The 21,223-nt window shown below is 41.0% G+C and carries 21 protein-coding genes, 1 riboswitch and 1 other annotated feature; of the genes, 1 reads left to right on the plus strand and 20 read right to left on the minus strand.

Annotated features, from left to right (window positions below; genetic code table 11):
• The 7 genes from murD to EKM81_RS04570 all read right to left on the minus strand — a co-directional run bounded on the left by murD (position 1) and on the right by EKM81_RS04570 (position 6,938).
• On the minus strand, positions 1-1,377 hold the full coding sequence (gene murD, locus EKM81_RS04540) for a UDP-N-acetylmuramoyl-L-alanine--D-glutamate ligase (RefSeq protein ID WP_125649003.1): 1,377 nt from the start codon (positions 1,375-1,377) through the stop codon (positions 1-3).
• Positions 1,378-1,413: 36 nt separating this feature from the next.
• Positions 1,414-2,376 (minus strand): phospho-N-acetylmuramoyl-pentapeptide-transferase, encoded by a 963-nt coding sequence (gene mraY / locus EKM81_RS04545; RefSeq protein WP_125649006.1) that lies wholly within the window; start codon positions 2,374-2,376, stop codon positions 1,414-1,416.
• A 17-nt stretch (positions 2,377-2,393) separates the two neighbouring features.
• Positions 2,394-4,565: a penicillin-binding protein gene (locus EKM81_RS04550; RefSeq protein ID WP_125649009.1), complete on the minus strand. Its 2,172-nt coding sequence runs from the start codon at positions 4,563-4,565 to the stop codon at positions 2,394-2,396.
• Positions 4,562-4,933, minus strand: a complete 372-nt coding sequence (gene ftsL / locus EKM81_RS04555; protein WP_125649012.1) for a cell division protein FtsL — start codon at positions 4,931-4,933, stop codon at positions 4,562-4,564. Before ftsL ends, EKM81_RS04550 begins: the two co-directional genes overlap by 4 nt.
• Before the next feature lie 31 nt (positions 4,934-4,964).
• Positions 4,965-5,918 (minus strand): 16S rRNA (cytosine(1402)-N(4))-methyltransferase RsmH, encoded by a 954-nt coding sequence (gene rsmH, locus EKM81_RS04560; RefSeq protein ID WP_125649015.1) that lies wholly within the window; start codon positions 5,916-5,918, stop codon positions 4,965-4,967.
• Positions 5,919-5,953: 35 nt separating this feature from the next.
• Positions 5,954-6,385, minus strand: coding sequence for a division/cell wall cluster transcriptional repressor MraZ (gene mraZ / locus EKM81_RS04565; RefSeq protein WP_125649018.1), 432 nt, complete (start codon positions 6,383-6,385; stop codon positions 5,954-5,956).
• A 196-nt stretch (positions 6,386-6,581) separates the two neighbouring features.
• On the minus strand, positions 6,582-6,938 hold the full coding sequence (locus tag EKM81_RS04570) for a DUF3397 family protein (protein WP_125649021.1): 357 nt from the start codon (positions 6,936-6,938) through the stop codon (positions 6,582-6,584).
• Positions 6,939-7,025: 87 nt separating this feature from the next.
• Here EKM81_RS04570 and EKM81_RS04575 point away from each other — a divergent pair, with 87 nt between their 5' ends.
• Positions 7,026-7,139: a DUF4044 domain-containing protein gene (locus EKM81_RS04575; RefSeq protein WP_125649024.1), complete on the plus strand. Its 114-nt coding sequence runs from the start codon at positions 7,026-7,028 to the stop codon at positions 7,137-7,139.
• 342 nt (positions 7,140-7,481) lie between these two features.
• Here EKM81_RS04575 and thiT read toward each other — a convergent pair whose 3' ends face one another.
• From thiT to EKM81_RS04640, 13 genes are all read right to left on the minus strand, one after another.
• Positions 7,482-8,060: an energy-coupled thiamine transporter ThiT gene (gene thiT / locus EKM81_RS04580; RefSeq protein WP_125649027.1), complete on the minus strand. Its 579-nt coding sequence runs from the start codon at positions 8,058-8,060 to the stop codon at positions 7,482-7,484.
• A 45-nt stretch (positions 8,061-8,105) separates the two neighbouring features.
• A riboswitch (TPP riboswitch) is annotated at positions 8,106-8,205 on the minus strand.
• A 227-nt stretch (positions 8,206-8,432) separates the two neighbouring features.
• A complete protein-coding gene (locus EKM81_RS04585; RefSeq protein WP_125649069.1) occupies positions 8,433-9,236 on the minus strand; it encodes an amino acid ABC transporter substrate-binding protein in 804 nt (267 codons plus the stop codon).
• A gap of 19 nt (positions 9,237-9,255) precedes the next feature.
• Positions 9,256-9,891: an amino acid ABC transporter ATP-binding protein gene (locus EKM81_RS04590; protein WP_125649030.1), complete on the minus strand. Its 636-nt coding sequence runs from the start codon at positions 9,889-9,891 to the stop codon at positions 9,256-9,258.
• A gap of 11 nt (positions 9,892-9,902) precedes the next feature.
• The gene (locus tag EKM81_RS04595; protein WP_125649033.1) at positions 9,903-10,550 is read right to left on the minus strand and encodes an amino acid ABC transporter permease; all 648 of its coding nucleotides are present in this window, start codon (positions 10,548-10,550) and stop codon (positions 9,903-9,905) included.
• A 396-nt stretch (positions 10,551-10,946) separates the two neighbouring features.
• Positions 10,947-11,753, minus strand: a complete 807-nt coding sequence (gene minD, locus EKM81_RS04600) for a septum site-determining protein MinD (protein ID WP_125649037.1) — start codon at positions 11,751-11,753, stop codon at positions 10,947-10,949.
• On the minus strand, positions 11,753-12,415 hold the full coding sequence (locus EKM81_RS04605) for a septum site-determining protein MinC (RefSeq protein ID WP_164509208.1): 663 nt from the start codon (positions 12,413-12,415) through the stop codon (positions 11,753-11,755). The genes minD and EKM81_RS04605 overlap by 1 nt, the downstream gene beginning before the upstream one ends.
• Before the next feature lie 5 nt (positions 12,416-12,420).
• Positions 12,421-12,963, minus strand: coding sequence for a rod shape-determining protein MreD (gene mreD, locus EKM81_RS04610; protein ID WP_125649043.1), 543 nt, complete (start codon positions 12,961-12,963; stop codon positions 12,421-12,423).
• Positions 12,964-13,824 (minus strand): rod shape-determining protein MreC, encoded by an 861-nt coding sequence (gene mreC / locus EKM81_RS04615; RefSeq protein WP_125649046.1) that lies wholly within the window; start codon positions 13,822-13,824, stop codon positions 12,964-12,966.
• Positions 13,825-13,872: 48 nt separating this feature from the next.
• The gene (locus EKM81_RS04620) at positions 13,873-14,874 is read right to left on the minus strand and encodes a rod shape-determining protein (RefSeq protein ID WP_125649049.1); all 1,002 of its coding nucleotides are present in this window, start codon (positions 14,872-14,874) and stop codon (positions 13,873-13,875) included.
• A 357-nt stretch (positions 14,875-15,231) separates the two neighbouring features.
• Positions 15,232-15,930 carry a RadC family protein gene (gene radC, locus EKM81_RS04625; protein ID WP_125649052.1) on the minus strand — a complete coding sequence of 233 codons (699 nt, stop codon included), beginning with the start codon at positions 15,928-15,930 and terminating at the stop codon, positions 15,232-15,234.
• Positions 15,931-15,991: 61 nt separating this feature from the next.
• Complete coding sequence (locus tag EKM81_RS04630; protein WP_125649055.1) at positions 15,992-17,293, minus strand: bifunctional folylpolyglutamate synthase/dihydrofolate synthase; 1,302 nt, start codon at positions 17,291-17,293, stop codon at positions 15,992-15,994.
• A 19-nt stretch (positions 17,294-17,312) separates the two neighbouring features.
• Entirely contained in the window at positions 17,313-19,961 is a 2,649-nt protein-coding gene (locus EKM81_RS04635) for a valine--tRNA ligase (RefSeq protein ID WP_125649058.1), read from the minus strand.
• A gap of 74 nt (positions 19,962-20,035) precedes the next feature.
• Positions 20,036-20,237 (minus strand) — a binding site (T-box leader).
• Between the two features lie 71 nt (positions 20,238-20,308).
• Entirely contained in the window at positions 20,309-20,962 is a 654-nt protein-coding gene (locus EKM81_RS04640) for a redox-sensing transcriptional repressor Rex (protein WP_125649060.1), read from the minus strand.
• Positions 20,963-21,223: the final 261 nt, after the last annotated feature.

Below are 21,223 nucleotides of genomic sequence, written 5' to 3' on the forward strand. Positions count from 1 at the left end.
CTACTCCTCGGTTTCACCAGTAATTGTTGCAACGGTTTTAATAAACAAATCGCCACGATCTTCAAAAGTCTTGAATTGATCCCAGCTAGCTGCAGCTGGCGATAATAAGACGATTTCATTGGCTTGTGATAAAGCCGTTGCCGTCTTGGTTGCTGCAACCAAATCAGCCTCTTTCTTGATCACCTTAATCCCAGCCTGTTGGCCAGCAGTAATCATTAAATCAGCAGTTTCACCATAAACAACCATCGCTCTGACATGCTGCTTCATTAACGGCACCAGTGCTTCAAAAGTGAACCCTCGATCCAAGCCACCAGCAATTAAAACAATCGGCTGCTCAAAACTTTGTAAAGCCACGGTTGTTGCTTCAATATTGGTTGCTTTGGAATCATTGTAGAACCGACGACCTTGCCACTCTTCCACAAATTGAATGCGATGTTTGACCCCCGAAAATGTTTCTAGGACTTTAATAATTGCTGCATTGCTGACACCCTTAAGTTTTGCAACGGCGACTGCAGCCAAAGCATTCTCAACATTGTGTTGTCCAGGAATTTTAATAATTGCCGTTGGACAAATCTTTTCCCCGCGAAAATAAATTTGCCCATCATCAACGTAGCTGCCTTCATGACTTAAACCTTGTCGTGAAAATGGCACGACCTGTCCTTTAGTCCGTTGGCTAAGCTGTTGCCACTCATCACTGTCCCAATTAACCACAAAATAATCTGCGGCTGTTTGATTTTGAATTAAATGCATTTTTGCTTCCACATAATTATGGCGATTGCCATGATAGTCCAAATGAGCCTCATAAATATTCGTTAAAACAGCAATATGCGGACGTAACTTGGTGACACCTAGCAATTGAAAACTTGATAGTTCCGTCACCATTGTTTGACCAGGTTTGATTTTCTCAGCGACTTCAGTTGCTGGAACACCAATATTACCAGCAACATAAGCTTTCGTTGTTGCTTGATCCTGATTCAACATCAAATTAATCAAGGTAGTGGTGGTTGTCTTACCATTAGAGCCTGTAATCCCAATTAATTCACCGTCCAGTACTTCCGAAGCTAGTTCTGGTTCAGTGATAATCGGTAAACCGATTTCCTGTGCCCGCTTAACCATGGGATTCCAATAGGGAATACCTGGGTTTTTGACCATAACTGCAAAATCTTCGTCCAATAATGCTAAAGGATGAGAGCCAGAAATAACACGAATTCCTGCGGCCACCAATTCTTGTGCATCCGGACTTTTTTCCAGTGGCGCATGATCATTAACTGTGACTAAAGCGCCTAGTCGGTGTAACAGCAAGGCAGCATGCAAGCCACTTTTGGCTAGGCCCAAAACGAGGACCTTTTTATTTTGATAATCGGTAATTTCTTTCATGATAAGGGACCCTTCTTAAATTTTTAATGATACTTTTTAATGAAATAATGACAAATACAAAATTGAACTCAATAGTCCCACTAGCCAGAAGACAATGACAACTTTAGTCTCTGACCAACCTAATTTTTCAAAGTGATGATGAATTGGTGTCATCAAGAAAATTCGGCGATGAAATAATTTAAAAGAACCCACTTGTAAAATAACGGAAGCAGTTTCCAAAACAAAAACCAAGCCGATCAGCAATAATGACCAAGGACGTTGTAAAATCACTGAGATAGCCGCTAAGCCACCACCTAAAGCCAAGGAACCAACATCACCCATAAAAATTTGGGCTGGTTTATGGTTGAAGAAAAGAAAGCCCACCAGTGCCCCGACAACCGCTAAACAAACCATTAGCATCACTTGATTATGATCACGATAAGCCAACACAGCATAACTACCATAAGCAATCACATTCAAACCACCAGCTAACCCATCAAGACCGTCACTTAAGTTAACTGCGTTGGAGAAACCGACTAACCAAATCCCCACAAAAATCGCAAAAATAATTGGTGCCTGCACTGGATTCAGTGTGCCTGGCATTGGTAAGGCATGAGGTTGGTGATCATTCATCAAGATGACCAAGAACAAAACTGCTGTCAGAATTTGAGCGCTAAACTTTTGAATCGCGGTTAATCCCATATTCCGTTTCTTTGCCAGCTTAATAAAATCATCAGAGAAGCCGATTGCTCCATAGAGGAAAATCACTAAAATAAACAACCATAAGCTAGTAGTCAATTGATGGAAAATCGCCCCTAAAACTAATAATACTAAAATAATCACGCTAAGGAAAACCAAACCTCCCATAATTGGGGTGCCAGATTTCTTTGCATGCCATTTAGGCCCTTCTTCACGGATTTGTTGGCCTTCGTCATGACGACGTTGGTAACTAATAAAGAAAGGTAAAATCAAGCTTGTCAGTAAGCATGCACTAATTAGTGCAACGATTGGCACTTGCATCTTCATTCACTCCTGTTTTATGGTTCTGCCAATTTGACAGTAATCGTCTTATTTGTGGTCAGCACTTCGCCAGCGTTTAGACTTTGGCTAGTAACATAGCCGGTACCACTAAATTTAAATTGACAACCAGTAATCTCTGCTAATTTTAACACATCATTTTTTGACCAGCCAACAACATTCGGCATCGTCATTGCGCCCTCGGTCAACAACACAATTCGCTGTTTGGCAATCACTTTTTCGTCGGCCGCAGGTAATTGCTGCACAATCTTCGCACCTTGGCCAACTTGAGCAACAGTTAATCCCTTTTCTTGAGCAGTTTTCGCTGCCTCAGCGGTCGTTAAGCCGGTTAGCTTTGGCATTTTAATCGCGTTTTCGTCTAAGTTAGCACTGGTCGTCCGATATTTCAAAGCCCGTTTCATTAACGGATTAAAAATTTCTGACATAATTTTTTCAGCAGAAGTATCCGTTAAATCAGGTTGCTGAACAGTTAAGTACAAAACATACTCTGGATCATCAGCTGGGGCAATTCCCCCAACTGAGAAAATGTAATTCTCTGAGCCAGTTAAATACTTGTCATCATCGCCGGCAATTTGTGCCGTCCCCGTTTTCACAGCAATTTGATTCTCATAACCATCAATTTTGAAAACTGAACCAGTCCCATAATCCTTCTCAACAACATCTCGCATCGCCGCAATCACTTGCTTAGCGGTATCGGCGGTAATCGGTTGACCCAGAACTTTTGTGGGATAGTTAGTCACTTTACCCTGACTATTGATAGTCTTATCAATAATTTGTGGCTGCAGCATCTTACCACCATTGGCAATTGCACTTAGATAGGACATCATCTGCATCACCGTCACATCGATCCCTTGACCGAAGGAAGTAACTGCGCGATCAAGCGGGGTTTTAAATTGAATACTGCCGCTTGCCTCCCCTGGCAAAGTAATGCCAGTTTTTTGACCAACATGAAAACGATTCAGATACTGTTGCCAAATATCGGCCCCCATACTGCGTTCAATTGCCACTGCCCCAGTATTACTAGACCGTGGAATGACTTCAGAAAATGGAATTGTGCCCCAACCAGAATTATTCCAGTCATGAATCGTCGAATCACCAATTGTAACCGAACCTGATTGATAAGTAGCATTCGGATTATAATGGCCAGAATCAATTGCCGCCGACAAAGTTAACAGTTTAAAAACTGAACCTGGTTCATAAGTATCTTCCACTAAGCTATCGCGCCAAAGATCCCCTAAGCCTTTTTTCGTAGCGGCATTAAAAGTTGGCCGTTGCGTGGCTGCCACAATCTTACCAGTTTTCGCGTTCATTAAGACTGCGTCCATCTTTTTCGGTTGATATTTATCTTGAACATTTTGCATCAGTTGCTCTAAATAACTTTGTAAACGAGCGTCTAGGCTTAAATAGATATCACTACCATTAACTGCCTGTTTGGTCACTGTTTTTGACCCGGGAATATTATAACCATATGAATCACGTTTGCTAATTTGCGAACCGTTTTTACCAGTGAGTGCTTTATTAAAATATTTTTCGATGCCTAATATACCGGTTAATTGCTTGGTACTAATATTATCAGCCGTTTTCGTATCTGCTAGTTGGGCCAAACCGACGATATGTGATGCAAAAGTCCCATTAGGATACATTCTTGATGGAGTATCAGTAAAGAAAATGCCTGGTAACTTGGCAGCCTCAATTTTTTGCTTCGTATCTAATGATAGGTTACGCCCGGCACTCCCAAATTCGACCTGATAATTCTTTTGCGATAAAAATTGCAGAATCTTATCTGCCGGCAAACTAATATACTGACTTAAAACTTGGGCCGTTTTATTCTTATCAGTGACATAAAGTGGCTTACCAGCCGCACTAACGCTCTTCTTATCGAGCACCGCATACAAAGTATAAACATTGGAATCTTCCGCCAAAATATTCGCATTTGTATCGTAAATCGTTCCCCGACGAGCGCGCAAAACATTATCTTGTTGATAAATTTGCTTGGTCTTTTCACTTAGGTCAACTGCACCGACGTGACCGCTGGCGGCAATATAGCCAAAGCGAACGATAAAAAACAGGAGAACTGCTGACATGATCAGTATCAAGATAAATCCTGTCTTGATCCGATTTTGCTGCGTCCTCCTAGCTGTTTTTCTATTTCTAACTTCTTTTGGGGTCATTTGCTGACATTCCTCACATTAGCATCATTAAAAGTTAACCCGTTCTTTTGAGCATAGGCAGACAGACGATCAGAGCTTGAGAGCTCACTTACTTCTTGGCGTAAATCAACATTAGTCGCCTTAATCTGCGAAATTTTAACTTGAACATCCTGCAGTTGTCGCTGGGTGCCAGCAATGCCAACATTCGTATGTACGAGGAAAATCATTAAAGCAATGGTGGCAATCCCAGCACAACAGGCACAAACACGTTCCAATCCGGAAAAAGCGACGCGCGCTGATTGTTCTTGGTCAACGTGGGCCGGTGTTGCCGGTGCATCTGGTGTAACTAAAGGCTCGGTTTCAATTTTTCTAACTGTATTATCATTCATTTTAAATACCCCAATATTTAATTAAACTTATTTAATCAAATAATTTAATTTTCTCAGCAACACGTAACTTGGCACTGTGAGCGCGATGGTTCTCAGCTAATTCTTCCGTCGTTGGTAAAATTGGCTTACGCTGGACAACTTTTAAAGTTGGCTTTAATTCTTCGGGAATCACTGGTAAACCCGGTGGTAACTCTACTTCAGCATATGATTTCATTGTTTGTTTAACAATCCGATCTTCTAACGATTGGAAAGTAATGACGCTCAAACGTCCGCCTAAATCTAATAAAGCAATGGCCTGATCTAAACTATCAGACAAGGCACTTAATTCATCATTAACGGCAATGCGAATGGCTTGAAAAGTTCGCTTAGCGGGATGACCGCCAGTCCGTCTAGTAGCCGCAGGAATAGCCGTCTTTACTAGTTCTGCTAATTCAGTGGTTGTGGTAATCGGAGCAATTGCGCGTTGCCGTTCAATTGCCCGCGCAATCGGTTTAGCAAATTTTTCTTCCCCATAGCGGTGAATAATTCGGACCAAATCCTGATAAGACCACTGATTGACTATAATTGCTGCTGTCAGCGGATTGTCCTGATCCATTCGCATATCTAGCGGTGCTGTTAAGCGATAACTGAAGCCACGGTCTACTTGGTCAAGTTGCGGTGAGGAGACCCCCAAGTCATATAGCACACCATCAACGTGATCAATGCCTAGTTTTTGCAATTCTGGTAACAACTGTCGAAAGTTAGCATGAATCAAAGTAACTCGCTGAGCATCTTGAAAAGTTGGATCTGTTTGTAATAATCGTTGCCCATTAGCAATCGCAATTTCGTCTTGATCAAAGGCGAAAACATGTCCGCCTTTAAATCGGCTCAATAATTCGCGGGTATGACCACCACCGCCGAAAGTCGCATCTACATAAATACCATGATCATGTGGTGCTAAACCGTTGACTGTTTCTTTTAAAAGGACGGTTTGATGTTTGAACAATGTTTTCACCTCTTCTTCTCTAAATTAACACTGACTTATAAATCAAAATCCAGTAAATTCTCAGAAATATCATCGAAGTTGGCTTCTGCCTCTTGATTAAAGGTTTGCCAAAGTGTCTCATCCCAAATCTCAATGCGATCAGAAACTCCAACAACGACACAATTTTTGCTTAGATGAGCAAATTCAAGTAATGGTTTAGCAATGTTAATTCGACCTTGCTTGTCAATTTCCTGCTCGGCTGCCGCTGCATAAAAGAAACGCACGAACGCCCGAGCATCTTTCTTGGTCAGGGGGAGTTGGTCAAGTTTTGCCTCTAATTGTTGCCATTTAGGCATTGGATAACCAAACAAACAACCATCCATGCCTCGAGTCAAAACAAAATTATCGCCTAACTCACTACGAAATTTAGCTGGCACAATCAGTCGACCTTTGGCATCAATTGTATGATGAAACTCACCCATTAACATTGCTTCACCCCCTATCTTGTTTAAATTTTACCACATCCCCCCACTATTAACCACTTTATCTCAGTTATCCTCCACAATTTGCAAAAATAAAAAAAGCCTTGATAGCAAGGCTTTTAAAAAAATGATAAAATTGTAATTATTTTTTAATAAAACATCCCAAAAACTTGTCTGGCTGGGCTTACTAAACATTAGTTGATCATTTCATTAATAACCAGAAAAGCATGAATGCAAACCAAACAAAACTAATTAGTAAATAAAGGCGCCAAACCACGCGAAAGTAATGGCCAAAGAGAATTTCATGATGATCGACTGCCAAAAAGGCCGCGTAAGCCAAGGCTAGCACACATACGCCAATAATACCAAAAGCCCAGGTCCCCTGAATATCAGCACTTTGAGCTAACAATTCAGTCCCCACTGTTAAAAACGGCGGCAGAAAATCATAGAACCGCCACTTGGGCCCCAAGAACCGGGCTAATAAAGTCCGGGCTAAAATACCAATTGTTAAGCCAATTAGAGGGAGTAAAATCCCCAACATTCTTAAATTACCCGTCATCAATGTTCTTCCTTACTTCACAATTTAGATTGAAATTCACAGCGCTTTTAAGTAGAATGATATAGAATAAGTAAACGAGGTGTCAACTTGAAAAAGAAAAAAAGTACTTTTAGCAAAATTACAATGGTCTTTGTCTGGTTAATGATCATTATTACTGTCGCTGGTGTCGTCTTCGGTGCTGTTAGTGCCCTAGGCTTCTAGATACCATTACCGCTCTTTCCACAAATCATCTTCATAACTTAACGTGCTGGCTCAGCGGCAGCACGTTTTTATTTTACTCTAATTTTAAAGTGATTCAAAGAACCCGCTGTAACCATGATTACTGTGGCTAAATGACTTGTTTGGAAATTATTCTTAAACATCAGCGCCATACAAAAGGACATCACCTGATTGTGGCCTAATCTGAAACTACCACAGTAATCGTAAAGACAGAAATCTAGTGATGTCCCTTATTGGCCATCATATCCAAAATCAGTTTGAATAAAGGCCCAGTTTTTTCTTAAAAAAATTTATTTAGCTACCAGCTGCTGGCAGATTTAGTTATTAAACCGATAAATGACGGGTTAACAAATTAGGCAGTAACCGGACAATCAGTGCAAAGACAATCACACCTAAAACCGCATTAGCAATGAAGCTACCGCCATTGATCACCAAAGAGTATAACCAAGCTGATTGACCTTTAGGCGCGTATTGCCCCCAGAAAAAAACACCAGAGAAATAATGCGCCGTATATTTTGCTAAATCACCAATTAAAAAACCGACTGTGATCCAGCCTAATGCAAGTGACCAGCGATTTGCTTGTAGTGCAGTCTTAACTTGACGGTGAAAAATACCAATTAAGCCGGCCAAAGCAAATGGCAAAGGATAATCCAATATTATTTGTAACGGATTAAACAGCGAACCGCTCCCGCGCAGCCACATATCTAATAGCCCCCAAACCAGTCCAGCCATCATGCCAGGTATTGGTCCGCGGCGCAGACTATAAATACCTAACGGGATCAAACCATAAGCAAACTGTACCGAAGAAACCCCTAAATCATGTGGCACATATTCTAAAGCCATGGCAAGGCCAGCAAAAATAGCGCCCTCCACCATTACTTGTAATCGTTCATTTTCATGCATAAAAATACTCCTCCTTTGAATTTAACCATCAACAAAGTCGGAGTGTTTTCACTCCATCACAATTCCTACGCGTGTATTAACACAACAGGTTCAAGGGTCTGATCCGAAATCACTCTCAGCTGCATGAGCTCCCCTTTGTGATGGTCTATTCTGATTTATGATACTTTCATTTAACCGTGAAACCGTTCAAAAGTCAACTTTTACCGGACCTTTTTTCAAAATCAGCAGCGGTTAAAACGATCGGTAAAGTGCTAAAATCAAACTCAGCTCACCGATTTTCAAAAGCGCTTATGCTACAGTGCCTTACCCAACTTAATGATTATTAACGGCCACTATGCTGGTTGAGTTTTACTGTGAGCAATTTTGCAACAACTATTTAATTGCCAAATCTTGTTGGAACCACTTCTGACTAAGCTTAGAAACAGTACCATCACGCGTTAAGGCAACCAACGCCTGATTAATGCGCTGTTTCAACTGTCGATCTTGCTTCCGCATCCCAATGGCAAATGTTTCTTCCGGGTAACCGCCACTAATGATACGATATTTATTAGCGCTGTGCTGTTGGCGAACATAATAGCCAGCATAAATACTATCACCAACTACACCTTGAATCCGACCTGCTTGTAGATCTAAAAATGCCGTGTTGAAATTCTCATATAAAACAGCGCTGTGATCAGCAACAATATTTTTTAAGACTTGCGACTGCTGATTAAATAAGGTTTGCCCTGATGAACCATTTTGAACGCCGACTTTTTGCTGACGCATTCCCGCGAAGCTATTAATCTTGTCTTTTCGCAGAGTGACTAGTACTTGTTGATTACGGAGATAGGGTTGAGAAAAGGCTACTTTTTTTGCTCGTGCTGGTGTTTTGGTATAGCCGTTCCAAATCAAATCAATCGTGCCATTTTTTAACTCAGTTTCCTTCATATTCCAATCAATCGCCTGAAAAGTCACTTTTTGGTGCATCTTTTTCCCGACAGCTCGAGCTAAATCAATGTCAAAGCCAGCTAAACTGCCGTCTTGACGTTGGAATCCCATCGGTACAAAGGTATCATCCAAGCCAATAATTAATGGGCGCTGGCCCTGATCAACCTGTTTCAATTGCCGCACGCCACCACAACCACTTAGTATCAGGCCAAGTAATAGTAACAGCAAACTTGGTAGTGTTTTTTTCATTTTAATCATGGCTAACACCTCACTGTAATGGTGCTAAGTGATAAGTTTGAGCAGCAATCTGCTCTGCAAAGGTTAGATCATGAGTCACAACGATTTGCGTCATCCCAGTTTGTTTAAGTTGCAGCAGCAGTTGGCTGACACTATCTCGTAAATTAGGATCCAAGGCTGAAGTTGGTTCATCATAGCAAAGAATTTGGGGCTTGAGGGCTAAAGCACGCGCAATACTGACCCGCTGCTTTTGGCCACCTGATAATTGAAAGGTGTATTGTTGCGCCTGTTGTTCCAAACCTAGCTGGGTCAACAACTCAGTTGCTTGTTGGCGGGCTTCATCGGCACTTAACAAACCCGTCAATTTAGGTGCTAACATCACATTTTCTAAAGTTGTTAAATGTGGAAATAACCGGAAATCTTGGAAAACACCCCCAATCACACCTTGTTGTAAATTATCACGACTTGGTCGAAATTCCCGCTGATTTAACTGAATCTGACCTTGGTCATAATCAATCAGCCCCGTAATAATTCGCAATAAGGTTGTTTTACCTGCACCGCTAGGACCTACAATACATAACGTTTCTCCATCCTTGACGGTTAAAGAAACAGCCTTTAGAATTTGCCGCTGATCAATTTGCTTGCTAATATTCGTTAAAGTTAACATCAAAACCCCTCCTATTCATAATACGCATAGTGCCGCTCAGCCCGACGCAACAACCACGTTAGAACTGCTGTCAGTACCAAGTAAATGGCTGCTACCGCCAACAACGGCAACAAAGTCACGTCGCGAGCCATCGCAATATTACCAGCACGTAATAAATCGCCTAACCCAATCACATAAACTAAAGATGAATCCTTGACTAAATTAATCACTTCATTGCCAATTGCTGGAATAACTTTTTTATTCACCTGAGGCAAGATAATATGCATAAATATTTGTTTTGGTTTTAATTTCAGCATTTGGGCTGCCTCGATTTGGCCTTGATCAACACTTTGTAAACCACCACGGAAAATCTCGGCGAAGTAAGTCGCGTAGTTCAATACAAACGCAAACAAGGCAGCACTGTATCGTTCTAACACCAAATGAATTAATGGCAACCCATAGAAAACAAAAATCAATTGCAGTAATAGTGGTGTGCCTCGCATCACCCAAACATAAAAGTCCAGCAAAGCTCGCAATGGTTTAAAATGACTGCGTAACCCCACACTAACCAATAACCCTAATGGCAAAGCTAATAACAAAGTTAATCCAAAAATACTTAAAGTCATGCTAGTCCCACTTAATAACGCCGGAAAAATTCCTGTAAAATATTGCCAACTCATTTGACTCACTCCTTTTTTAGATAAAAAAAAAACCTCTAAACGATAATCGTCTAGAGGGTGCTCATTATGTATAAACACGGTTCCACCTCATGATCCCATTTATCTCACAATAAATGGCTCCACCAGTTTTAAAAAAACTGACCACTAACGGCGGCAACCGGACCAACTTTAAGTATTAATAATTTGTTACCAAAACCAGTTATTAACAGACTGACATTGATCAGCAAAAATTGTTGTGCATGTTAACATATCTCTTCTTTACAGCCGGCCAGAAGTTCTCTTAGCATAGCGGTTAACATCGGGACAATTTATCGCAATTGCATATTTATTAGATTGACATTATTTTAGCATTGCCAATAAAAATGTCAAGGAAAAAATGAATTTTTATTAAAAAAACTAACGATGGAATAAACGTTGCCAAAAACCTTTCTTAGGTTCTGGTGCAGTCTCTTCCTTCAAAGTCATTAATGGCACACTGTCACCCAACATTCGCCGGGCAATATTGCGATAGCCCTGGCTAGCAGGATTATCCGGATTAAGCGCAACTGGTTCACCAGCATTAGTAGTAGCAATCACGCCATCATCATCGAAAACAATGCCTAATAACTGAATACCTAAATGATCAGTAATATCATCAATACTCATCATTTCGCCCTGATTCATCAGATGCTTGCGAATGCGATTAATAATTAAACGTGGCGCAAATTCTAGCTGGTGATCTTCAAGAATCCCAATAATCCGATCAGCATCACTAACTGCTGCATTTTCTGGTGTTGTGACTAAGATAGCACCATCAGCACCAGCAACAGCATTTTCAAAGCCTTGTTCAATCCCGGCTGGACAATCGAGCAACACAAAGTCATAACTTTGCTTCAATTCATTGACTACTTGGCGAACATTTTCTGGTGTTAGGACATTCTTATCAGTATTTTGAGCAGCTGGCAGTAATTTTAATTTACCATCAAACCGACTGTCCGTGATTAAAGCCTGATTTAAATTCACTTTACCAGCAACAACATCGACAATTGTATAAATAATCCGATTTTGTAGGCCCATAACGACATCAAGATTACGCAAGCCTAAGTCCAAATCAACTAAACAAACCTTTTTATCTAATAGTGCCAATGCCGTTCCTAGATTTGCTGTCGTTGTGGTCTTGCCAACGCCACCTTTACCAGAGGTGATCACTAATGCTGTTCCCATTATTGTTCCTCCAATTGTTGATATAATTTCGGTTTCAATTTTGGCAACTCAGTCAACTTCGCGGTAATTAATTTATGCAAATCATCAATGTAGGCGAACTGTGCTCGGGTAATACTCTGGTCATCAGCGACGATTTCGACCAAATCAGCAATTCGTAGCTGGGCAGCCTGTTGTAGATTTCCAGCAATAATTGCCTCAGCATTATCAGGATAGCCAGCATGTAAAATACCTTGGGCGGTCCCCACCACGTAAATATTGTGCGAAGCCTTTAACGTTGCCCCTTGATGAACACTGCCCAATAGCACCACATCGCCATCATAACTTGCTTCTTGCCCACTCCGAATCGTATTAGGCACTAAGTGAACTTGTTTGGAGCGTAATAAAGTCGCCACCGTTTGCTGGTCCATCACATCAGCAGTGACTTCTAAAATTTTGAAGTTAGTAAATTGAGCAACTAAATCGTACAAAGCCTGACGTTGGTCAGCTGTCAAAATTCGCCGACCAGTTCGTACCTTAAAACTAATTTCTGTGGTACTAGTATCTTCAGCCCGAACTTTTTTTAATAAAGCCTGTAAGTCTGTTAGGCTATCAGTAAAATTACGATCAGCCGGTATTTCAATTTCATAACCATCATTACGTCCCCGTAGAAAAACATTTTCCAAAGTAGTTACCTCCCGTGATTGCGATGAATAAAGTGTAACGCCCATTTATTTGGCCAATAAAAGATTAAAAATAAGATGACATTCAGAATGATTGTCGGTGCTAAAGCATTGCTAATAAATTGCCCAACACCAGCCTGCGTCATGCCAAAGAAATGTGCAAGAAAGTAAAGAATCATTTGTGCAACTAAAACGCAAATGATATCAGCACCTAATTCATAAATCGCGCTGGGAAGAAAATAATTCATCAATGCTTTGGTCATCAAATACGTTAATGGCACAATCAACATGTATTGGCCGATTAAACCTGTATAAAATAAATCATAAGCTAAACCGGCTAATAGCGCGTACCAAAACAGCATTTTTGATTCTGGAAATGCAAAGGTACACATCACCACGCTCAAAAGGATTAACTGCGGTGCCATTTGTAAATTATTATCATAAAAGAAATTTGAAAAGACTAAGCTTAAACTGCCGTCCAGGAAAAAATTGATTGCAATGACCAATGGTAGCAGCCAACGATGTTGATATTGCCGTGGTTGTGCTTTCATTTAATCATCCCCAATGGCCCGATTGATTACCGTAACAACAGAGAAATTATTCAAATTAGTTGCCGGTTTCAAATAGATTGTATTTGCTAAACCATAGTTATCTTTTTTAACTTTAACGACGGTGCCAATTAACAAGCCACGTGGTGTTAAACCACCTAGGCCTGAGGTAATCACTTTTTGACCCTTCTTTACTTTATCTGCGGTCACTAAATGGCTCATCTTCAAAGTAGCAGTCGTGTCATCAAAACCTGTAATCAAGCCACTAACAGGTGTGCCACCATCAACACTGATTTCGGCAGCAAACCGATTACTGGAATTATTGTCACTAGAAACCAATTCCACTTTGGCATTGGTTTTGTCAACTTCGATGATCCGCCCAATTAGGCCTGAACCAGACATAACTGGCATATCTTTCTTGATACCTGAAGCAGAACCACGATTGATCACTAAATAATTCTGCCAATTCACTGGCGAGCGGCTCATAACCGCTGCGGTAATTTTTGAATAGTCAGTTAGGGTTTCATTTAAATTTAACTGTTTCTTTAAATCACGATTTTCGTTTTTCAAAGTCTGATTTTGAACTTTAGTCTCAGCTAAATCCTGAACTTCAGCTTTTAAAGCCTTATTCTCATCATAAGTATTAAACAAATCACTAATATTACCAGAGAAATTACGGACAGCATTAACTGGTGTCGTAATCACACGACCAACAATGCCTAAAGTATCATTACCAAAACGTTGGACAAAAACAGGTGCTTTGCGGTTATTCCGCAAACCAATCGAAACTGAAATCATCCCAAAAACCGCGATCAAAGTGACCATCACAATGATCAGTTTTTTGTTAGAAAAGAACTTATTCATTAAATCCTCCATAAATCAAAAAAGCGGGACAGGCCCGCCATTCGGATTTTAGTGTTTCCGTTTCATAACTTCAATACTTTTTAGTGATTCACCAGTACCAATTGCCACACAATCAAGCGGGTCTTGTGCGATGAAAACTGGCACCTTAGTCGCATCAGAAATCACTTCTGGTAAGTTCTTCAATAAAGCACCACCACCAGTTAAAACAATCCCATGATCAATCACGTCAGCAGCAATTTCTGGCGAGGTTTCTTCAAGTGTTTCTTTGATAGCAGCAATAATTGCATCAATCACTTCTTGAATTGCTTTCGCAACATCAGTAGCTGAAACTTCAATTGTTTTAGGTAGACCGGAAATCAAATCACGACCACGGATAGTCATATTTTCTAACTCGCCAGCCTTTTCAACTGAAGCAGAACCAATTTGAATTTTGATTTGCTCAGCAGTCCGTTCACCAATCAACAGATTGAAATGTTGTCTGACATAAGAAATAACTGATTCATCGATTTTGTCGCCAGCCATTCGAATTGAGCGTGATGAAACAATGCCACCTAATGAAATTGTGGCCACATCAGTGGTCCCACCACCAATATCAACCACCATACTACCAGTTGGATCCATTACTGGCAAACCGGCACCAATCGCTGCAGCAAATGGTTCTTCAATCACATAAGCTTCACGAGCACCAGCCACACGGGTTGCATCAATAACTGCCCGCTTCTCAACTTCAGTAACGCCACTAGGTACGCAAACCATCACGTATGGCTTGCCACCACCAACAGTTTTTTCAATAAAGTATTTCATCATGGCTGCAGTTGTATCATAATCGGCAATCACGCCATCCTTCATCGGTCGAATCGCTACAATATTTGCAGGAGTTCGGCCGATCATATCGCGTGCTTCGGAACCAACGGCAATAATCTCGCCAGTTTTTGTATTTTTAGCAACGACTGAAGGTTCGTCTAAAACAATCCCTTTTCCTTCAATATAAACTAATGTATTGGCAGTTCCTAAATCTATACCAATATTCTTCGCACCGAATCCTAGCAATGTTTTCTTCTCCTTAAAAAACCAAAATTATACTAAAAGAAATTATACCATAATGGCAAAACGTTAAAAAGGTTTCACTAGGAAAACTTAAACAATGCCATGACTAGTCAACTTTCATTTTAGCAGGATTGAGGAGGAATGAAAAACAAAAATGTTTTCTAAGAAAACCAATTCGGTGAATAGTCGCGAAATTGACCTGCTGACATCAGTTTTTCACCTGAGTAAAAATAAATTTTACGGCTCGAAATATTGACGAATTAGCTTGTTGCGAGTCTGGATATCAGTCATTTACGTTTATGCTCACCGATTGACCGCCTTTGGTCACAAGCGCTATCCATCGTTCAAAAAAATTAGGTTTCAAATAAATTTGGCTTCACGCAATGACAAATATTGTTTACTTCCGATGATCAAGTGATCCAGACATTGAATTCCCATCATTTCACCACATTTAACCAGCCGTTGCGAAAACACCAGATCATTTTGTGAAGGTGTCACCTGACCACTTGGGTGATTGTGGACCACAATCAGGCGCGCCGCTGATAGTAACACTGCGTAATGATAGATTTCTCGCGGATGAGCAACTGAACTATTTAAACTACCAGTAAAAATTAATCGTTCCTGAATGATTTGATTCTTCGTGTCCAAATAAATAACACGTAATTCTTCTTGAACAGTTCCCTGCATCCGCTCGACCAGTTGCTGACCGATCATCCCCGAGGACACCACAACACCACGACGCAATTGGGATTGCTGCAAAGAACGCCGTCCTAATTCGAACGCGGCCTGTAATTCAATTGCTTTGGTCAAGCCAATTCCTGGAAATTCTTGCAACTGAGTCAAATTAGCTTGGGCTAAAAATGCTAAATTATCATAATGTTGCAATAATAATCCAGCCAACTTAGCCACTGAATATTTGGATGTGCCTGTTCGTAAAATAATTTGTAATAATTCCTGATCTGACGCCGCTTGTACGCCATGCTGATCAACTAACTCTCGTGGTAATAGCCGTTCTGGCGCAGCTGGCACTGTCGTCAAAACGGTGACTTTATTTTCCATAAAAAATCACCTCTTCGCTTTTAAATACGAAAAGGTGACTTTTTTAACTTAAGTTTCATACTTAACTTTCAGCGGAAATAAAGAATTGGCGAACTTCACTAATCAAATAAAACGATCCCGCAAACAGATACAAACCTTCACCACCATCTTCTTGGAGAAAATTCTGTAGGGCAGCCTGCCAAGATTCGTTGTAGGCGAACGGTTGGCCGATTTGCTGGGCTAATTCTGCTTGACTAGCAGCCCGCGGATTATTGGCGACTGTGGTCCAAGTAATCCGCCAATTGGTTTGCGCCAGTAAGTGTGCGACTTCAGCAATATTCTTGTCCGCCATCATTCCTAAAATCAAATGAATTGGTTGACCACGGAAATCTCGCTGGATATTGGCAATTAAATTAGTTACAGCTGGCACATTATGGGCGCCATCCAACATCAACAATGGTTCTTGACTGATCACTTCTAAACGCCCAGGCACATTAAAATTGATTAGGACGCGCTTCACTAGTACTGGATCAAGTCGGCCTTGACGTCGTTGCAAGAATTGCTCAGCCGCGGCTAATGCTAAGCTGGCATCCCAAAGTTGCCAATCCCCCCATGCGGGCATTTTTAGCCCAGTTAATTTTAAAGGCGGGATTGCTGTCAGCCACTGCCAAGTAAACTGTGCCTGACCATGATGACGGCGTAACTGCTTAATTTGTAAATCTTGATCTATCTGTACTAAATGTGCCTGTTGCTCGTGAACTTTTTTGATAATAATTGGCTGCAAATCAGTCGCAATTTTACCAACAAAAACAGTTTGTTGCGATTTAATAATGCCGACCTTTTCTTGAGCAATATCGGCCAACGTCGGCCCAATCAATTTTTGGTGATCTAGGCCAATTGATGTGATCACACCAATCTCCGCATCGATCACATTAGTGCGATCATGGGCACCACCAATGCCAACCTCAATAACACCAACATCAATTTCTTGCTCGGCAAAATAACAAAACATCAGTACCGTCACGAATTCAAACTCAGTTAAAGCTAGCTTAGCCTGACCTAATGCTGTGCTAAGCTTTTGCGTCCACCTTAACAGATCGTCATCCAGAATCTGTTGCTGATCAATTTGAATACGCTCATTAAACCTTAAAATAAACGGTGACGTAAACAAGCCTACGTGGTACCCATGGGCCACTAACAAGCGACTGATCAAGTGACTCGCAGTTCCCTTCCCATTAGTCCCCGTCACATGGATCGTGGGAAATTTATCTTGAGGGTTGCCAAATAAAGCTAAGGCTTGATGCATCACATCTAATTTATTACTACGATGAAGTCGCGGTCGTTGATGAATATAAGCGATTGCTTCTGCCACTGTTTCAATCATCAGCTCACCTCCTCACCAACTAGGCTTGATTTGCTTTTAACTCGGCAATTCGTGCTTGAACAGCTTGTTGTTGTCCGACGTAATCGGCCCGTTTTGTTCGTTGTTCGTCAACTACCGCTGCTGGGGCTTTAGCAATAAATCCTTGATTACCTAGTTTACGATCGATTCGTTGAATTTCTTGTGCTAATCGACCATCTTCTTTAGTCAAACGTTTGATTTCTTGACCAAGGTCAATTAACTCAGCTAGCGGTACAAAAATTTCCGCATCAGTAATGACATTCGACATCGCCAATTTCGGCGCAGTCACATTAGGGCCGATCAATAAGGTTGTTGGATTTAAGAAACGTTCCAAGAAACCTAAGTTACCCTTTAAAGTCTCTTCCAACACTGCCGTTTTAGTTTTGATCATAATTTCAATTTGTTTAGACATTGGTGCATTTGCTTCAGTCCGAATATTGCGGACGCCACGAATCACTTCAATCAAAGCATTCATTTGATCAACTGCCGCCAAATCTGTTAAGTCGCTATTGAATTCCGGGTACTTAGCGGTTGTTAAAGATTCGCCATGATGCGGCATTGATAGCCAAATTTTTTCAGTAACAAATGGCATGATTGGGTGCATCAACCGCAAAATTTGATCCAAGACATATAATAAATTCTGTCGTTTTAATTCTTGAGCATGCTGATCAGTCCCATTTAAAACTGCTTTGCTCATTTCAATGTACCAATCACAGAAGTCATTCCAAATGAAGTTATACAACAAACGACCTGATTCGCCAAATTCGAATTGATCATTCAAACGCGTCACATCAGCAATAGTTTCATTCAAGCGGCTGAAAATCCAACGGTCAGACAAATCAAATTCATCCCGATTGCGCAACTTATCGCTGGCTTTAACATCGCCTAAATTCATAATGACAAAACGACTAGCATTCCAAATCTTATTAATGAAATTCCAAGCAGAATCCATCTTCGTATAACTGAAACGCGTATCTTGACCTGGTGTTGATCCAGTTGACAAGAACCAACGCAAAGCATCGGCACCATACTTCTTGATCACATCCATCGGGTCAATCCCGTTGCCCAGCGATTTGCTCATTTTACGGCCTTGTTCATCACGAATCAAACCGTGGATCAGCGCATTTTCAAATGGCCGTTGCCCAGTAAACTTCAAGCTTTGAAAAATCATCCGCGCAACCCAGAATGGAATAATATCGTAGCCAGTTACCAAAGTATTGGTTGGGAAATAGCGTTTATAATCAGCACTATCAGTGTCAGGCCAGCCCATTGTTGAGAATGGCCATAAAGCACTAGAGAACCAAGTATCTAACACGTCTGTCTCTTGATGCCAATTTTCAATGTCTTTCGGAGCGTCCATACCAACATAAATCTCGCCAGTATCATTGCGGTACCAAGCGGGAATTTGATGACCCCACCATAGTTGTCGTGAAATAACCCAATCATGGATATTTTCCATCCAATTAACAAAAGTTGTTTCAAACCGTTCTGGTACAAAATTAACCTTATTAGCTGAATTTTGATTCTGTAATGCTAACTCAGCCAACGGTTTCATTTTGACAAACCACTGCGTCGATAAGCGTGGTTCAACTTGTACGCCTGAACGTTCTGAGTGTCCAACACTATGAGTGATTTTTTCAACGTCTAATAAATAACCAGCAGCTTTCAAATTAGCTACGATTGCTTTACGAGCTTCAAACCGATCCATGCCATCATACTTAGCACCAGCATTGGCATTCATCGTGCCATCATCGTTCATGATGTTAATGCGTTGCAAATCATGACGATTGCCGACAGCAAAATCATTAGGATCATGTGCTGGGGTAATTTTAACTGCGCCAGTTCCAAATTCCTGATCAACATAAAAATCTTCAATAATTGGAATTTCACGATCAGTTAAGGGCAACTTGACCATTTTGCCAACTAAGTTTGCATAACGTGGATCCCCAGGATGAACAGCGATTGCTGTATCACCTGGTAGTGTTTCCGGACGCGTTGTGGCAATTTCAATATCACCAGACCCATCAGCTAATGGATAACGAACATGGTAGAAAGCCCCTTCGTCGTCCTGATGTAACACTTCAATATCGGATAAAGCTGTTTGTAGTTGTGGGTCCCAATTAATAATGTACTCGCCACGATAAATCAAGCCTTCGTTATAAAGCTTAACGAAAACAGTGCGAACTGCTTTCGACAAGCCAGCATCAAGCGTGAAGCGTTCACGACTATAGTCTAACGACAAGCCTAATTTAGCCCACTGAGCCTTGATTGTAGCGGCATATTCGTCTTTCCAATCCCAGACTTGTTGCACAAACTTCTCACGACCTAATTGATGGCGATCAAGTCCCTGCTCACGCAATTTAGCTTCTACCTTAGCTTGCGTAGCAATCCCAGCATGGTCCATGCCAGGCAGCCAAAGAACGTCATAACCTTGCATCCGCTTCTGGCGAATAATCATATCTTGTAAAGTTGTGTCCCAAGCATGGCCCAAATGCAATTTACCAGTTACATTAGGCGGGGGAATAACAATTGAATAAGGTTTGGCTTTTTTGTTACCACTTGGTTTAAAAACATCCTCATCAAGCCAAGTCTGATAACGGCCAGTCTCAACTGCTTGTGGATCATACTTCGGTGCCATTTCTGTTGCCATGTTTATCACTCCTTAAATAAATACGCCAATTATGAACAATTTTATTAAATCAATAAAAAAATCGCCCTATTCAAAAATAGGACGATTAATCGCGGTACCACCTAACTTGAGCATCACTGCTCCGCTTAAATGACAATAACGATGTCGGTCGGCGCAAACTACTTGATTCACTTACGCAACTCCCAAGCTACCGCTGACAGCCATTCGGAAAATTTCTCACTAATCATTTTCTCACTGACGAATATTGCTGCCACCGCTCTTGTTCACAGTCTTTAATTAACATGTCGTTAGCAAAATTCTAGCTTAAAAAAAGCGCAACGTCAACCACTGACCTGAAATTAATTCTGTTAAGGTGTCTTTAAAGCAATCTTATCTTCTGACAAAAGTAATAAGTTCAGTACTTCTGACGTTAAATCCAAATAGCGCATATGAATTCCGGCTGGCAAAATAATTGGCTCCGGCGCAAAACTTAAAATTGAACGAACCCCATTATTCACTAACAAATCAGCAACCGCCTGCAAAGAATGGCTTGGCACTGTTGAAATCACAGTATTAATTTGTTGGACAGCTAAAGTCGCGGCCAATTCACTCATTGGTTGGACAGTCACTTCATCAATCGTTTGTCCAATAATTGCTGGATCAGCATCAAATGCACAGACAATTGAAATATTAGGATTGCGCCGAAAATTATTTTTTAATAATGCTCGGCCTAAATTACCCACACCAACCAATCCTAGCAGCTGTGGTTCATCGACTTCTAAAATTTCACCGAGAATTCTCAGCAAATGGGCAATATCATAACCGTAACCACTCCGCCCCAGCTCACCAAAGCAAGAAAAATCCCGACGAATCGTCGACGGATCGATTTGAGTGGCTTGGCCTAATTCATGAGATTTAATCCGGCGTTGGCCATTATCGGCTAAATTGCAGAGGACGCGATAATAAATGAGTAGTCGTTCCAAGGTCTTTCGGGGAATTCGGGCAGTTTTTTGAATTGTCATCCGTTTCGCTCCAATTGTTAAATGACGCACATTATTTACCTTCTAGCATAGCAAATTTTTCTCATCTGTGCAAGCGCTAACAAACCGCAATTCAAAAAATATTTATTTCGGCCACAAGTTTACCCGGAACGATAATAAATCTTAGTTGCGGCAATGTGTCTTCAAAAGGCAATCAATGCTGCTTAGTAATCATCCACCCGCATAGCGGGTGGCTTTTTATTAGCCCTAGAAGGGCTTGCCACACGCAAAAAGCCCCTTAAA

The sequence above is a fragment of the Lapidilactobacillus gannanensis genome, assembly GCF_003946675.1.
Lineage (GTDB): Bacteria > Bacillota > Bacilli > Lactobacillales > Lactobacillaceae > Lapidilactobacillus > Lapidilactobacillus gannanensis.